Below are 16,100 nucleotides of genomic sequence, written 5' to 3'. Positions count from 1 at the left end.
ACCTGGACATAGCAAAATCTCCCGGAATTCCGGGACACCCACAAGAGTGGGACAAATTTATGTGTCAAGTCTTCGGGTTTTCAGTTCCCTATTGGTCATTGCGTATACGACCAAACTTACAGTATTCCTTCATAAGACAATTTCAGAAGATTGGCAAGAAAATTAAAATATTTGCTATACGGTTATATTGTAAAATAGAGTTGTTTGGGGGGGGAAATCTAATGTCAGTAGGGGGATTTACTGGGTAAACGGATTCTTTTACCTATAGAAATGTCGTTAAAATGTGGATTTTTGGTTTGCACTTTGTGCCCCCTCTGGTTGCGAGCGCCCTCGCATTGGTATTCCGGGAGGTTGAAAATACTGAACTCGAATCAGCTTTTTTGCTTTTAGTGCTTGTGGCACTTGGACATAGCAAAAACTCCCGGAATTCCGGGATACCCGCAAAGCGGGCTAATTTTTGTAGAACTTAGGGCTTCAACTCCCTATTTGACCGTTGCGTGGACGATCAAAAACACAAGCTAATTCATAAAGTAATTTCAGAAGATTGGCAAGAAAATTAAAATAATCTCAAGACTATAAGATTGGGTCCTTTTTAAAAAAGTGCGAAATATGGATTATAAATCGCGTTTTTTGCTTAATCAGAAATGTCGTTAAAATGTGGATTTTTGGTTTGCACTTTGTGCCCCCTCCGGTTGCGAGCGCCCTCGCATTGGTATTTCGGGAGGTTGAAAGCACTGACTTGACTCAGCTTTTTGCTTTTAGTGCTTACAAGCACTTGGATAGTGCAAAATCTCCCGGAATTCCGGGACACCCACAAGAGTGGGTTCATTTTTACGCTAGGGTTTAGGGCTTGTTTTCCCTCTTGATCGGTGCGTGGACGATCAAAATTACACTTTAAGTGATAAAGTAATTTCAAGGGATTGGTAAAAACAATTAAAAGATTGGCTATACGGTTATATCGTAAAATAGAGTTGTTTGAGGGGGGGTAATCTAATGTCAGTAGGGGGATTTACTGGGTAAGAGGCTGGATTATAGTTTAAAACAGGTGCGGGGTGGAAGCTTTATCCAGCAGAGAAAAATTTGCTTTTTAAAGTGGAATTGTAGATCAGAGCTTATCTGTCGTGTCTGATAACACCATTCTTTGAGGTGTGGGATAGCTATATGAAATAATCAGCAGGGGAAGTTGATAGACGAGAAATCAGATTATTGCAGACCAGTGTTTACAGAGCGGTGCGGGGTGATGGATGGGAGTTTCGTTTGGCTTTGTTCTGTGTTAATGTAAAAGCGTAAAAACGATGATCTGTAAAATGATGCTGGGGATTTGTGCTTTGTGGGGGGTAATCTTTTAGGGTGTGTCTCATTTTTTTAATTGCTGGTTGCTTTTGAGGTTTCCTTGCTGATTTTCACATATTATTTTTTGTGTCTGAGGCTTTTGTTTCTCTTTAATTGGAAGGAACATGATGATGGTAGATGAACATAGTCTTCCCTTACGTCGAAGAGGGCGGAAAAAAGGGGCTTTGAATAAAACAACAAAGCGATTTAATGAAGCTCTTCTGACAGCGGCGGAGCAGGCTGGCTATCACTATGGTGAAGATGGGCTGGTGTCTTATCTTCAGTATCATGCTCTAAATAATCCCGTACCGTTTTTTTCGCTTCTTGCAAAAGTGTTGCCTCTTCAGGGGGCTGGGGAAGGAGAGGTTAAAACAGTTTCGCGTATCGAGATTGTACCAGTGAATGCAAAAAATAGTGAACCGGAGAAGCATGATCCTTCGACAATGGAGGCTTGTGATATTGGAAAATGTTAGGCTGAGGTGGATGATGTAGGGTGACGTTTCTACAAGGGGATTGCTTTTGTGATTGTTTGTCTTGAGGGGATTGAAGCGGAGGCTATCTCCTGCTTGAGGTGCTCGTGATACTGGAAGGTGTGGGGCTTTTTAGGTGAATGATGCGTAAGGGCGTGTGCTAGAGAGGATTTGGTGCTGGGTATTGGGGGACGGGATAGTGTTTTGATGGGTGAGAGGCGTGACACTTGAGAGAAGTGTTATGCTTGTGAGATAGTGTGTTCTGGTGAGCGCATGATCCTTCGACAATGGAGGCTTGAAGAGGGAGTTGTGATGTTTGGGCGTTTACTGGAGAGCAGAATATGTCGGTGGGAGATATTGGGGCTTCCTACGTGGGGGGGGGGAGACGCCGGCTTTTATGGACGATGACAGGCGGGGGCGTGTGCTGAAGAGGTGATCCCCGAGAGATACAATACTTAGGATCCGTGATGTTATCTACTGTTTTGGATTTTTTGTGAAGGTTTGGTTTTTTTCTCGTTATTGAAGGTGTGGAGAGGTTAAAACAGTTTCGCGTATCGAGATTGTACCAGTGAATGCAAAAAATAGTGAACCGGAGAAGCATGATCCTTCGACAATGGAGGCTTGTGATATTGGAAAATGTTAGGCTGAGGTGGATGATGTGGGGTGACGTTTCTACAAGGGGGTTGCTTTTGTGATTGTTTGTCTTGAGGGGATTGAAGCAGAGGCTATCTCCTGCTTGAGGTGCTCGTGATACTGGAAGGTGTGGGGCTTTTTAGGTGAATGATGCGTAAGGGCGTGTGCTAGAGAGGATTTGGTGCTGGGTATTGGGGGACGGGATAGTGTTATGATGGGTGAGAGGCGTGAAACTTGAGAGAAGTGTTATGCTTGTGAGATAGTGTGTTTTGGTGGGCGCATGATCCTTCGACAATGGAGGCTTGAAGAGGGAGTTGTGATGTTTGGGCGTTTACTGGAGAGCAGAATATGTCGGTGGGAGATATTGGGGCTTCCTACGTGGGGGGAGACGCCGGCTTTTATGGGCGATGACAGGCGGGGGCGTGTGCTGAAGAGGTGATCCCCGAGAGATACAATACTTAGGATCCGTGATGTTATCTACTGTTTTGGATTTTTTGTGAAGGTTTGGTTTTTTTCTCGTTATTGAAGGTGTGGAGAGGTTAAAACAGTTTCGCGTATCGAGATTGTACCAGTGAATGTAAAAAATAGTGAACCGGAGAAGCATGATCCTTCGACAATGGAGGCTTGTGATATTGGAAAATGTTAGGCTGAGGTGGATGATGTGGGGTGACGTTTCTACAAGGGGGTTGCTTTTGTGATTGTTTGTCTTGAGGGGATTGAAGCGGAGGCTATCTCCTGCTTGAGGTGCTCGTGATACTGGAGGGTGTGGGGCTTTTTAGGTGAATGATGCGTAAGGGCGTGTGCCAGAGAGACTTTGGTGCAAGGGTATTGGGGGACGAGACAGTGTTTCGATGGGTGAGGGGCGTGAAGCTTGAGATGATGTGTTTTGGTGGGGGTATCTTGGGTATATAGACAAGTGTGAGGATTGGTGATGCTTAAGAAGCATGATATTGGAGCTTTGGACATGCTTCAGAGCCTCCATGTGCTGAGGCTATGATTTGGTGTGGGATACCCGTGCTTTTGTGGGGGACAGGGGTGCGGTGTATTTGAGGGGTGGGGTTTTAGTGCCTTAGGGGGATAGGTTTCTTGGGGAATAGCGGCGTATGGCGGGATTAAGGGGAACTCATGCCAAAAAGGGAATGCATTGCATATCAGGATAAAGAGAAGATAAAGCGCTGCTTTTGAGAAGGGTGTTTTTCGTTCAATTGCTCTTTTCCTTCAATTGCTTTGGAAAAATTAAACTTGGGATAAGCAAAAGGGTGAAGCGCAATTATTGCTAATGTATGAAAATTTATAATGAAAATTGTTCAGAAAATTTCTCAAAAAATAGGGCAGAAAACAGCTCAAGTGGCTCTTATTCCAAAGCTTATTCCTGTTTTTACTGGAAAAGCAGATGTGCGAGCTGCTTGGGGAGGACGGGGTTCTGGAAAAACACGTTCTTTTGCTTTGATGTCGGCTGTGGTGGGATATCGCCATGGAATGGCTGGAGAACGCGGTATTATTCTTTGTGCACGCCAGTTTCAAAATTCTCTCAATGATAGTTCTTTGGAAGAAATTAAACGCGCTATCGAATCTTATCCTTTTTTACAAGACTATTATGAAGTCGGCGATAAATATATTAAGTCAAAAGATGGGCGCATCGTCTATGTATTTGCTGGTCTTGATCGAAATATCGCAAGTATTAAGTCAATGGGGCGCGTTTTCCTTTGCTGGGTCGATGAGGCGGAGCCGGTGACAGAAACTGCTTGGCAAACACTTATTCCAACTTTGCGCGAAGAAGGAAAAGATTGGAATGCAGAATTATGGGTCACATGGAACCCGTGCAATGAAAATGCACCCGTGGAAAAACGTTTCCGAAATGTCGATAATCCTCATATCAAAGGAGCAGAAATTAATTGGCGTGATAATCCGCAATTTCCGGAAAAACTCAATCGTGATCGAATGGATGATTTGCAGCAAAGACCAGAGCAGTATAACCATATTTGGGAAGGCGAATATCTTCAAGCTGTCCAAGGGGCTTATTATCAGAAATGTCTTCTCGAAGCCGAAATGGAAGGGCGGATTACCACTGTTCCACGTGATCCTTTGATGCAGGTGAGAATCTTTTGGGATATCGGGGGAACAGGAGCAAAGGCTGATGCTACCGCATTGTGGGTTGCGCAATTTATTGGACGGGAAATCCGAGTGCTCGATTATTATGAAGCCCAAGGACAGCCTCTCTCAGAGCATGTGGGTTGGGTCTTTCAAAGGGGATATGAAAAGGCTCTCATGGTTTTGCCCCATGATGGCGCTACAAAAGATCGTGTTTATAATGTGAGTTTTGAAAGTGCACTGCAACAAGCCGGTTTTCAAACCAAGGTGATTCCTAATCAAGGAACAGGCGCTGTGAAAATGCGTATCGAAGCCGTAAGGCGGTTGTTTCCTGCACTATGGTTTAATCGTGAAACGACAGGAGCGGGTAGAAAAGCACTCGCTTGGTATCATGAAAGGCGCGACGAACAGCGCAATATCGGTCTAGGGGCTGAACATGATTGGGCTAGCCATGGGGCAGATGCCTTCGGACTGATGTGTGTGGCTTATGAACAACCAAATGCTAGAGCGCGAAAAAAAACTTATCGCTCGTTTCACCATTCTCAAACGTCATGGATGGCTTTTTAATGAATATTTCTACAGATTCTTCTTTTTCTTCTTTTGATCAAATCGAAACGCTTGAAAATCAAGCACTCTTTAAAAAACTCGTGGGGTGGTATCAGGATGATATTGCCCATGTCGAAAAATGGCGAAAAAATGCCCAAGAAGATTACGATTTTTATAATGGACGGCAATGGAATGAGCAAGACTTGGCCGTCTTGAACGAACAAAACAGACCGGTTATGACTTTTAATCGTATTGCGCCTTTAATTAATGCCGTGATTGGGGCTGAGCGCAATAATAAAAGACAAGTCCAATTTATTCCACGACAAGAAGGAGCAGCCTTTGCAAACCAGATTCTGACAGGGGCGGCTGAGTGGTTTCGCGATGAAGCCGACGGGGAATACGAAGATTCCGATGCCTTTCAAGATGCAATTATTTGCGGAATGGGGTGGACAGATACACGCCTTGATTATGAAGAAGATCCGCAAGGAAAACCAATCATTGCGCGCTTAGACCCTATGAAAATGGTGTGGGATGCTAGTGCTGTCAAGCCTAATCTCATTGATGCACAACGTTTGTGGTATATTGATGAAAAACCTCTTGCTGTGGCTGAAGAAATGTTTCCCAATGTTCATTGGAGCGATCTTAATGCTGATTGGGTTAAACATCAGAGTTTTTTACATTCAACCAGCAATGGGATGACACAAAGTTATCAGACTGAGAGGGGGGATCAAGGAGAAGAGGGAGGGGCCTATCAACGTCCTAAAATGGTGACATTGGTAGAATGTCGCTGGTTTGAACGCGAGGTGGTTTATAAAGTTCTCGAGCCGCAAAGTGGAAAGTTTATCGATTATTCAGAGAAAGATTTCCAAAATTTAAGCAAAACCTTTCCTCATGTTCAAGCAACAAGGTTGAATAGAAAAGTTGTCAAACGGGCATTTTTGGGCAGAAAGCTGCTCGATGCGCCTGATAAGCCATTGGTTCCACACAATCAATTGGGGTGGGAGTGTATTACCGGTACTTTTGATAAGTTAAGCCGGCACTTTTACGGAATTGTGCGCCCTACAAAAGATCCTCAACGGTGGGCAAACAAATATTTTAGTCAAGTGATGCATTTGCTCAATAGCCAATCAAAAGGCGGAATTATGGCAGAACGCGATGCTTTTGATGATGATCGCCAAGCCGTCGAGAGTTGGGCTAGAGCCGATAGTATTACTTGGTTGAAAAGTGGGGCTGTGTCTGGGGGAAGAATTCAGCCTAAACCCGTGGCACAATTTCCGCAAGGGTTTTTCCAATTGTTTAATGAAGCAAAAAGCGCTCTCGAACAGGTGACGGGGTTGTCTTCTGAATTTATTGGGACAAGAGCTGTCAATCAACCCGGCATTCTTGAACAACAACGGCGACAATCGTCACTTAATCTTTTGGCTTCCTTTTTTGACGGGTTGCGTCGATATCGGCAACGACAAGGAAAAATTATTCTCTATCTTATTCAAAATTATCTGTCCGATGGGCGGCTGGTTCGTATTGCCGGGGATGAAAATGCCCAGTATGTTCCACTGACACGCGAAATGGTGACAAGTTTGGAATATGATATTGTCGTGGATGATGCACCAACAAGTCTTAATGAAAAAGAGCGTACTTTTGCACTGATCATGCAATTGCTTCCTTTGATGCAAAATTTTGCAACACCTGAGATTATGCTCGATCTCTTACGCTATTCGCCTTTACCGGCCTCACTCATTCATAAAATTGCGATAAAGGCGCAAAATTCTCTTCAAGAAGAGCAAAATGCCTCAGCACAGATGGGGGGTAATGTGGGAACAGAGCAGATAATGCAAATGTTGCAGACAGTAAAGGCTCAACAATAGGGTGCTTTATGATGTGCTCTCTTGGATGAATTTCATCAATTGAAGGGTGTCTATAAATTCCCATAGTACCATGTTGCTTATGTCGTGCAATGTCGCTTCTCTTTATCTCAGAAGAGCTGTTTTATTGGACAGTGTGTATGGGGGAAAATGTTCGATAGCGTCTTGTCGTCATGGTGGAGGAGCCATGTGGGGGCATTACTGGAGCTCAAGTGATAATGGGTAAGCATTAAGGGGCTAAATGCTCTCAGGCTGTTTTATCTGAAAAATTTAATTTTATTGTTTAAAAAAGAGAAGGTTAACCTCATGGATCAAGAACACTTAATGCCGGCAGAACAAAACCAATTGAAACAGGATTATCTACTCTCAACACAAGAGGGAGAAGACGGTGAAATTGGAAGAGAAGCAAAAACTCTAGAAGATAATTTTCAAGGGCAAACGCAGCCAAAACAGGACTCTTCGCAAAAGGCTGGAAAAGAAGTGCAAGGGGGAGAAGATGCTCCGCCAGATCCGCAAAAAGACTTTATGGGCTATATGCAATGGCTGGGAAAAACACTTCAAAAACAAGGGCTGTTACATGAAAAACAACAACCTTCTCTGGCTCGCGAAGCAGAACAGTTGCATGCGTTCTATCAGCAGTCTGTTGCAAGTGTTAAACAAAAGCATCATGATTTTGATCAAGCCGCTGATTTTATTTATGAAACGCGGGCTAAACAATTGGCAGCTTGCGCTTCGCTTTATCCTGAGATGGCTGATCCTAAAAATATTGATGCGTTGATTGGTGATGAGTTGAAACAGATCTTACGCGATTGTGCGCGAAAAAATCAAAATCCGGCTGAAGTGATTTACTCTATTGCACAAAAAATTGGCTACACAAATGTTCCCAATAACATGGGTGAAAATTTACAGGAAAGACACAATTCTGCACGTACACTTGCTGCTTATAACGGTTTGACGCCAAATGGACCGATTTCTTTGGATATGCTTGATAAAATGTCAGAAGCAGAGTTTAGCGCTTGGGTTTCTGATCCTAAAAATAAAGCTGCTTTTAATCGTTTAATGGGGGGAAGAGAATTTTAAAAACAAGAATGCGGGGGCTGTGTTTTTTGCGGGAACGTGAGGCTTTAGCGCGGAGAATGCGGGGGATGTGTTTTTTGCGGGAACGTGAGAGGCTTTTAGCGCAGGGAATTGTGGGGGGATGTTTTTGCGGGAACGTGGAGAGGCTTTTAGCGCGGAGAATGCGGGGGATGTGTTTTTTGCGGGAACGTGAGAGGCTTTTAGCGCGGAGAATGCGGGGGATGTTTTTTGCGGGAACGTGAGAGGCTTTTAGCGCAGGGAATGCGGGGGATGTTTTTGCGGGAACGTGGAGAGCTTCGGGTGGAGGGGGGAAACGGGGATTTCTCAAAGCATGGATGTGGTGAGGAGAGCTCTTATAAGGGGGAGGCAGACGCTAACAGAAATGAGATAAAACACACGAATAACCTATTCACCATCTGAAATGAAATGTGGTGTTTTAACAACCGGCGCTTTGCCGGGTTTTTTATGTCAATAAAACTTTTAGAGGATAAAATGACTGTAACTTATATCGGACTTAATGACCCAATGGCAGTGCGCACATGGTCTAAATTATTAAACCAAGAAGTCTCAAAAGCAATTCCTATTGCACCGTTGATTGGAAATGATTCAAACAGTATCGTACAATTAAAGGATGAAACCACGAAAGCAAGTGGGGATGCCATTAGCTTTAATTTGCGTGTGCAGTTGCTCGGCGATGGGGTGAGTGAAGGGCAGACATTGGAAGGCAATGAAGAAGCTTTACAGTTTCTCAATGATCGCTTGGCAATTAATGAACTTGTTCATGCCGTGCGTGTCAAAAATGAAGGAACGATTGATCAGCAACGAATTCTCCATGATTTGCGTACCGAAGCAAAAAATGGTTTGGTTGATTGGTATGCAGATCGTCTGAGTATGATGTTCTTCATTCAAGTGTGTGGATATACCGCAAAAGCTATTAACTTTGAGGGACGTACTATTACTCTTAAACCGGTTCATTATGGTTTTAATGCACCAACAGCGCCAACCGATAAACGCGTCGTGCGCCCTAATGGAAAAACAAAAGATGAAGACTTAAAATCAAACGATGTTTTTGATCTCAAGCTCATTGATAAAGCTGTTGAACGGGCTAAATTGGCAAATCCAAAAATTAGACCCGTGCGGATTGATGGGGAAAATGTCTATGTGCTTTATCTCCATCCAACCCAGGTGACGCAATTGCGAACCAATACAGATGCAGGGCAATGGCTCGACATTACCAAGGCAATCTATAATGGAAGTCGCATCAAAAATCCGCTCTATGATGGATCTTTGGGCATGTATAATGGTGTGGTTTTGCGCGAAGCTGAACATATTACCGAAGGAGTCGAATCTGGAGCGGCAAATAAAGCTGTACCAAATGTGCGGCGGGCTGTTCTACTTGGTGCCCAGAGTGCTGTGATTGCTTTTGGTAAAGATCGAGGTGAAACACGCTATAAATTGGTCGAAGAACTCTTCGACTATGAAAGAGAATTCGGGGTTGCGGCAAAAACCATTATTGGGATGAAAAAAACTTGCTTTACCTTGCCAGGAAGTACGCAAGGGGCTCAGGATTTTGGTACTATCGTTATTCCAACTTATGGAGCACCTGCTTAAAGCGAATTTGCTTACTTCCCCCCAATAGATTCTTCTTGTTGGGGGGAAAATTTAAAATGCTTCCAGAAAAAGGACAGGCTTATGACCACTTTATCTACTGATCCTCTAAACCTTACACATTCAGACCATTCTAAAACTTTTGCTTATATGGTTGCGCTTATTCAAGATGAAATTGACGATACAACAGCGGAATATTCCCTGCAAATTCAAGATTCAATTTTTACGGCTTTGCGTTTGTGTGAATGCGAACCCTTTTTCTTTAATGAAAAAAGAGAAAGGACGTTCAAAACACAAAGTGGTAAAACATGGTATGGGCAAGAAGAGGGGGTTTTTATTGAATCAGAAAAGTGTTTGGAAGACGTCTTTTTAACAACAAAGAATGCAACACCAACAAAGTTGTTCTTTAAGCCCTTGGAAGTGTTGCATCAACAATATGGTATGCACCCTGCGCTAGGAACGCCATTCTTTTATACGTGCCTTGATCAAAAAATAGGACTCTTTCCAACACCAGAACATGTAGAAACTGTCCAACTTTCTTATGCTCCTGTTCATTTTGCCGATGAACAGCTGAAAGAGGACAATAATCCTTGGTTGATTTATGCTTTTGATCTTATTAAAGCACGGGCAAAATATGAACTTTATAAAAATATTCTTAAAGATCCTGAATATGCCGCCGTTTCTTTCAGAGATTTTCAAGAACAGCTTCAAGCTTTGCGCATTGAAACATCGCGCCGAAAAGGTTCTTCAAAGATTCGTCCAATGAGTTTTTAAAAGGCTTTTTCCCAAATCGTTGATGGCTGCTTTATCCCTTATGGTTGGATGAAGCGTTGGGTATTTATGGTGAAGGGCTGGTGGATGACGCTGGATACGCCATTATTTGTGGTATCATTTTTTTCGACGTGTTTATCAACTTGGGGTTGTGTATTTTATTGAATTTTATGCCCTTAGAGTTTTAAGGGCTTTTGTTATTTCAATCAATAAGTCTTGATGTTTTGAATGGCACTAGGCTTTTCAAAGATTTTATGGGGAGAGTTTTTTTCTCAATCATTGGGTTGGTGCGGGCGGTTGATTTTGGTCGGTCTCTGGTGGATGACATTGGATACGCCATTATTTGTGGTATCATTTTTTTCGACGTGTTTATCAACTTGGGGTTGTGTATTTTATTGAATTTTATGCCCTTAGAGTTTTAAGGGTTTTTGTTATTTCAATCAATAAGTCTTGATGTTTTGAATGGCACTAGGCTTTTCAAAGATTTTATGGGGGTCTTGATGGCTTTTTTCCCAATCGCTGATTATCGACCCGATGTGGCGGATATCAATGGAATTTTTACCGATGAACTTGTCAATGTGCTATCAGCTGATGGCTCCTATATCCCTATGCCGAGTTTTGAACCTTTATCAGAGCCGTGTCCTGAGCCAATTTTAGGCGCTCTTGCGGTTAAAACAAAAAATGGGGTTTCTATTATTGTCGGGACAAGAGAAAAAATCTACTTACTTGATAATACCACAATGAAGTGGAAAGATATTAGCCAAAAAGGAAAATCTTATCTGGCTAATGTTGATGCTCCGTGGTCTTTTGCTTTGTTTGGTGATTTTATCATTGCTGTTAATGCCAATGATAAACCACAAGTGATTGATATTAATCATGATAAAAGGTTTAGAAATTTAGGAGGAAATCCACCACAAGCGGGGATTGTTCGGATCTGGGGAGATTTCGTTTGTTTGATGAAATTAACCGAGAATCCAAGACGCGTCCATTGGTCTGGATTGAATGATGCTGAATTTTGGACTGTGGGGAAAAAAAGCTGTGATTATCAAGATTTTCCTGATGGCGGATTTGTGCAAGGGGCAACCGAGACAACAAATCCAATTATCTTTATGCGTTCTGCAATCTATGCCGGCTCTTTTATCCCTGGATCTAAGATTATTTTTAGTTTCCAAAAAATTCACGATAAACGAGGCGCAAAAAATGCTGAATCGATTGTTTGTCGAGGAGACTTAGCATTCTTTGCCGATGAGGGTGGTTTTTATCAAATAACAAATGAGGGACAGATTATACCCATTGGATTCGAAAAAGTGGATCGAACGATGACAGCAAAATCAAGGCAGGATAATCTATGTACCATGTCTGCGGCTATCGATGGGGTGTATAATCGTGTTTATTGGATGGTTGATTCTGATGAGAACCTTCATAAACGTATCTTGCTCATTTATGATTGGGGATTGCAAAAATGGACAAAAGCACTCGTCGATATCAAAATGATATTGCCTATTTTCTTAGCCGGAACAACCCTAGAAGGTCTTGATTTTGTGACGAAGAATATTGATGATTTGTCCTTTTCTCTCGATAGTAAAGCTTGGAAAAATGAATCGCCTATTCTGGGGGCATTTGATCAACAGGGCAGACTTGGTTCGTTTTCTGGTTCTCCTATGGCTTGTGTGGTGACATCGCAAGAAATGGGGCAGACAAATGGCATGATAACACGGGTGAAAAATATTATGCCTCAAGTCAATAGTGGAAAGTTTTATTTGTCTGTGGGAATGCGCTTTCGACAATCTCTTGAAGAGGAAACTGTTTGGTTGCCAGAAAAACAGCCCTCTTATAATACTGGACAAATTCATTGTCGCGCAAGGGCACGGTTTTATCGCTTTAAATTGCGTATTCCTGAGGGAGTGAACTGGACTCATGTTACCGGATTTGATGTGGAATTGACGCGGGCCGGCATGCGGTAAGCATGCCTTTTTATAGTACAAAGAACAATGCGGTAAGCATTGCCTCTTTATATAATAGTATGCGGTAGGCATGCCCTTTTATAGTACAAAGAACAATGCGGTAGGCATGCCTCTTTATATAATAGCATGCGGTAAGCATGCCCTTTATATAATAGCATGCGGTAGGCATGCCCTTTATATAATAGCATGCGGTAGGTCCAAGCCTTTATCATCGAAGGAATAAGGTGGTTCGTTATGCTGCATGCTTGTCTGCGATAAAGGAAAAATAGTCTGCACAATTTTTTATTTTTATAAAGAAGAAAGTTTCCTATTTTTTGTGACAAAGGGATAAAGGGGCTTCTTTTCTTTTGTTGTATTGTTTTTTGAAAGTTGTGCGGTAAGCATGGAACGTGTGACATGCGTAGGGGGAGGATGTTATTTGAGGGGAGATGAGTGACAAAACTAAAAGAGCCAAAGCCATGATGCAAGAGAGTCAAGATTTGTATTCTGCTCATTTAACAGATCAATGGCCATGGGAAAAAATAGCGCCCTATCAAGAGGCCCTTAATGCTGCGTTTCAAAAATATGCTCAGCGCTTTCCGGATGATGTTTGTCTGGAAAAAATTGCTGAAGAAATCGCAACAGGACAAGCACAATTGTGGCTTGTCTTAAAAAATAAAATCCAATTTAGTGCTTTTGCAATAACCAAAGTTGAAAGTGCCCATACGGGGAAAAAATGCGTCGTTCTCTCAGATCTTGCTGGAGAGGGAGGGCTGAAATTGGTCAAATTGATTGATGAAGTCGAAAAATGGGCGCGAAAAATCAACGCTGAAGAAATACACATGTTTGGAAGAACTGGATGGGCGAAAAAGCTCGCTTATCACGGATATTCTCGTAATCTTATTCAATATAGAAAGGTTCTGGGTCCATGAGTAGAAAAACCACACCTCAAGTGCAGACAACAACTCAAACAAACGCTCCACCCGCTTGGGCGGCGGATATTTTTAAACAAGCTAGTGCTGACGCGCTTGGGCTTTATAATAAAGGAATTGGTGGAAACGTTTATCAAGGAGAGAGAGTTGCTGGTCTTAGTGATATGACAAAAAATGCGCTGTCCGGTTTACAACAAGCAGCAGGGCTTTATAACAATCCAACGGTAATGCAATGGTTGAATGCACCAACCAACAGCGCTACAAATCTTTCCAGTATGGCTAAAGGAAGCTGGATTGGAAGCAATAGTAAATTTAATACTGCATTGCAAAATGCCCTGAATAAAACTTCCGATGCAATTAATCAATCGATGTCTGGGGCAGGGCGTTATGGCTCTGGGGCTCATACCGGTGTGCTGGCCGATGAACTAGGTGCCTTGGCAACAAATGCTGCAGCACAGCAATATAATCAAGATATTAACAATATGATGAATGCAAACCAGATGATTGATCGCTCTCTCAATGATCAGGTTAATGCGGCAAATAGCTATTATCAAGGACAGAGTAACGTGCAAAGCAATGCTTTGAAAGGGGGCATGGTTCAAGATATAAACCGTCAAAATATCTTAGATGCTGAACGCCAAAAATGGTCAGAAAAAGATAATCAAGATTGGAACCGATTGCAAAGCTTGTTACAAATAGGAACACAGGCTGCTGGAAATTACGGAACAACTTCAGGAAAATCCACAACAATGCCTTCTGTGACAAAAGATCCATTGCGTGATGCGCAGCAAGTACTTGGATTGGTCGGAGGAATTTTAGGGCTTTGTGATGTGAGAGCAAAAGAAAATATTATCCCTGTGGGGCAGAAAAAGGGATATCCCCTTTATACCTTTAATTATAAAGGAAATCCACAACGTTATCAGGGCGTTCTGGCGCAAGACGTATTGCGTGTGAAGCCTGAAGCTGTTTATGTCAATGCAAAAACAAAATTATTGCATGTTGATTATGACAAAATAGGCCTGAAAATGGAGAAAATGAAAGGGGAGAAAATACCGGCATCTAAAAATAAAATTGCGGCTTTCTTTTCTTCATTTTTTGCTCGTTTTCCCTTTTTGAAAAAAGAGTATCTTCTATGAGTTCGATTTATGATTGGTCAATTATTGCATCAGAAAATGCTTATGTCGATGAAAGTATAAACTGGGCAGAAGGGCAACCTCCAAGCTCAGTCAATGATAGTGCTCGCGCTATGATGCAACGTATCAAAGAATATTTGTTGGATAATGGGGGCGGGATTGAAACACAGTTTACAGTTGATGTGGAGAATGAGAGAACATCACTCCGTTTGGCAACAAAGTCTTTTTTTGAGACTTATATGGATGGCATTGTTGTGCGCTTTAAAGCACAAGGCGTCAATAGAGGAATAACAAGTGTTTCTTTAAATCAATTGCCGCCAAGACCAACTTATATGGCAACGCCAGAGGGTATTATGCCTTTAAAGGGGGAAGAAATTCAAAAGGGGGGGCTTTATGAAATCGTTTATACGCGTGATATTGCCGGAAAAAATGCTGATGGCTGGTTTTTAACCAATCCTACTATAAAACTGCCTGAAATCCCTCCCTTTCCTCCTTTGCCTGAATCTTTTTCGTCCGGATTTATTGGGACTTTTGCTACGGAAAAAATACCTCCTGGGTGGTTACTCTGTGATGGGAAAGAATATTCACGAAAAAACTATGCCAATCTCTTTGCTGTTCTGGGGGAAACATGGGGAAAAGGAGACGGGAGAACAACATTCAATGTTCCCGATTTGCGTGGAATGTTTTTACGGGGGCTCGATAGTGGAAAAGAAATTGATAAAGGACGTCTCTTGGGAAGTCGACAAGAAGAGTCTTTTAAATCTCATACCCATGAAGGAAAAACAGATTCAACAGGCAAGCACCAGCATAGTTATCCAATGTTTAAAAACTATGTTATAATCCACGGTTGGGGTAGCTCTCAAGAGTATGCATCTGTAATGCTCAATAAAAATTGGTTGACAGAAGCTGCGGGAGAGCATGAACATAAGGTCTTGTTGAAAAAAACAGGGGAGGATGAAACACGTCCTGTCAATATGGCGGTGGTTTATGCTGTCAAAGCCTGAGAATGAAAGCTTTAAGAGAGATAAAAGAGAGAAAGCAAAATGGTTGCAAAATCTTTATTATGAAAAAAAGTCTTATCGAATATAAAGCCTTATAGAATATATTGTGCAGAAAATTTTGAGGCGTTCCTAAAAAAATGAACTCTCTTTATTATTTTATTTTTTGTGCTGCCTTTGTTGGATGTGTAAAGGTAAGTTTGTCTATTGTTTTTTAGAGGATCAAGATAGTGATTATTAAAGGTAGAGATAAAAGCGAACAAAAAATCCTTCTTTATTTATAGATTTTTTTGCTTATGAAACAATATGTTATCTAAAATACTCCCTCTTGTGGTATCGTGATACGTTTTTTAAGCGCTGGATTTAAAGCGCTGGTGTGTGATGACAAAAAAACATGGATAATTTTATCCTACTACGCCGTAAAATACCGTCATTAAAACACTATTATTGAAGGTGGTGATATCAGCTTAATCCATTAAGTATTTAATACATTAGCAAATGTTCAGAGGAGGATTTGCCCGTAGAGTTTTCATGTCAATGAATCATATAAATGATTAGCAAATGGAATACCTTCAGAGTCGTTGGATTGTTTACAAACCAATGTGGGGCTGCAATTTTCATCCTTTGAGGTGGCGGGAAGAGGTTAATGGGTATGTGTATTTAAAGCGAGGAAAGGTAAAATGGTGCTCTCCCTCTTTTGGGTA

General features: G+C 42.0%; 11 protein-coding genes. All 11 read left to right on the top strand.

Annotation, left to right across the window (positions count from 1 at the left end; genetic code table 11):
* Positions 1-1,463 precede the first annotated feature (1,463 nt).
* Entirely contained in the window at positions 1,464-1,805 is a 342-nt protein-coding gene (locus QHG57_RS09180) for a hypothetical protein (protein ID WP_330169590.1), read from the top strand.
* 1,926 nt (positions 1,806-3,731) lie between these two features.
* Positions 3,732-5,093: a PBSX family phage terminase large subunit gene (locus QHG57_RS09175; protein WP_330168042.1), complete on the top strand. Its 1,362-nt coding sequence runs from the start codon at positions 3,732-3,734 to the stop codon at positions 5,091-5,093.
* Positions 5,093-6,937: a BaGTA-type gene transfer agent portal protein BgtI gene (gene bgtI / locus QHG57_RS09170; protein ID WP_330169155.1), complete on the top strand. Its 1,845-nt coding sequence runs from the start codon at positions 5,093-5,095 to the stop codon at positions 6,935-6,937. The genes QHG57_RS09175 and bgtI overlap by 1 nt, the downstream gene beginning before the upstream one ends.
* A 303-nt stretch (positions 6,938-7,240) precedes the next feature.
* A complete protein-coding gene (locus QHG57_RS09165) occupies positions 7,241-8,014 on the top strand; it encodes a hypothetical protein (RefSeq protein WP_330169154.1) in 774 nt (257 codons plus the stop codon).
* A gap of 26 nt (positions 8,015-8,040) precedes the next feature.
* Complete coding sequence (locus tag QHG57_RS09160; protein ID WP_330169153.1) at positions 8,041-8,253, top strand: hypothetical protein; 213 nt, start codon at positions 8,041-8,043, stop codon at positions 8,251-8,253.
* A 250-nt stretch (positions 8,254-8,503) separates the two neighbouring features.
* Complete coding sequence (bgtG, locus tag QHG57_RS09155; RefSeq protein WP_330168038.1) at positions 8,504-9,622, top strand: BaGTA-type gene transfer agent major capsid protein; 1,119 nt, start codon at positions 8,504-8,506, stop codon at positions 9,620-9,622.
* Between the two features lie 81 nt (positions 9,623-9,703).
* Entirely contained in the window at positions 9,704-10,393 is a 690-nt protein-coding gene (locus QHG57_RS09150) for a hypothetical protein (RefSeq protein ID WP_330168037.1), read from the top strand.
* A gap of 497 nt (positions 10,394-10,890) precedes the next feature.
* Complete coding sequence (bgtE, locus tag QHG57_RS09145; RefSeq protein ID WP_330168035.1) at positions 10,891-12,354, top strand: gene transfer agent protein BgtE; 1,464 nt, start codon at positions 10,891-10,893, stop codon at positions 12,352-12,354.
* A gap of 428 nt (positions 12,355-12,782) precedes the next feature.
* Positions 12,783-13,265 (top strand): hypothetical protein, encoded by a 483-nt coding sequence (locus QHG57_RS09140; protein ID WP_330168034.1) that lies wholly within the window; start codon positions 12,783-12,785, stop codon positions 13,263-13,265.
* Entirely contained in the window at positions 13,262-14,401 is a 1,140-nt protein-coding gene (gene bgtD / locus QHG57_RS09135) for a BaGTA-type gene transfer agent maturation protease BgtD (RefSeq protein ID WP_330168033.1), read from the top strand. Before QHG57_RS09140 ends, bgtD begins: the two co-directional genes overlap by 4 nt.
* The gene (gene bgtC / locus QHG57_RS09130; protein WP_330169152.1) at positions 14,398-15,402 is read left to right on the top strand and encodes a gene transfer agent tail collar protein BgtC; all 1,005 of its coding nucleotides are present in this window, start codon (positions 14,398-14,400) and stop codon (positions 15,400-15,402) included. The genes bgtD and bgtC overlap by 4 nt, the downstream gene beginning before the upstream one ends.
* Positions 15,403-16,100: the final 698 nt, after the last annotated feature.

The organism is Bartonella grahamii subsp. shimonis (assembly GCF_036327415.1).
Classification (GTDB): Bacteria; Pseudomonadota; Alphaproteobacteria; order Rhizobiales; family Rhizobiaceae; genus Bartonella; species Bartonella shimonis.
This window is presented reverse-complemented; position numbering and strand designations above follow the sequence as displayed.

Bases quoted from the DNA above. Each gene is read 5' to 3' on its own strand.
- QHG57_RS09180 (WP_330169590.1), top strand. From the start codon at position 1,464: ATGGTAGATGAACATAGTCTTCCCTTACGTCGAAGAGGGCGGAAAAAA.
- QHG57_RS09150 (WP_330168037.1), top strand. From the start codon at position 9,704: ATGACCACTTTATCTACTGATCCTCTAAACCTTACACATTCAGACCAT.
- bgtC (WP_330169152.1), top strand. From the start codon at position 14,398: ATGAGTTCGATTTATGATTGGTCAATTATTGCATCAGAAAATGCTTAT.
- QHG57_RS09175 (WP_330168042.1), top strand. From the start codon at position 3,732: ATGAAAATTGTTCAGAAAATTTCTCAAAAAATAGGGCAGAAAACAGCT.
- QHG57_RS09165 (WP_330169154.1), top strand. From the start codon at position 7,241: ATGGATCAAGAACACTTAATGCCGGCAGAACAAAACCAATTGAAACAG.
- bgtE (WP_330168035.1), top strand. From the start codon at position 10,891: ATGGCTTTTTTCCCAATCGCTGATTATCGACCCGATGTGGCGGATATC.
- QHG57_RS09140 (WP_330168034.1), top strand. From the start codon at position 12,783: ATGAGTGACAAAACTAAAAGAGCCAAAGCCATGATGCAAGAGAGTCAA.
- bgtI (WP_330169155.1), top strand. From the start codon at position 5,093: ATGAATATTTCTACAGATTCTTCTTTTTCTTCTTTTGATCAAATCGAA.
- bgtG (WP_330168038.1), top strand. From the start codon at position 8,504: ATGACTGTAACTTATATCGGACTTAATGACCCAATGGCAGTGCGCACA.
- bgtD (WP_330168033.1), top strand. From the start codon at position 13,262: ATGAGTAGAAAAACCACACCTCAAGTGCAGACAACAACTCAAACAAAC.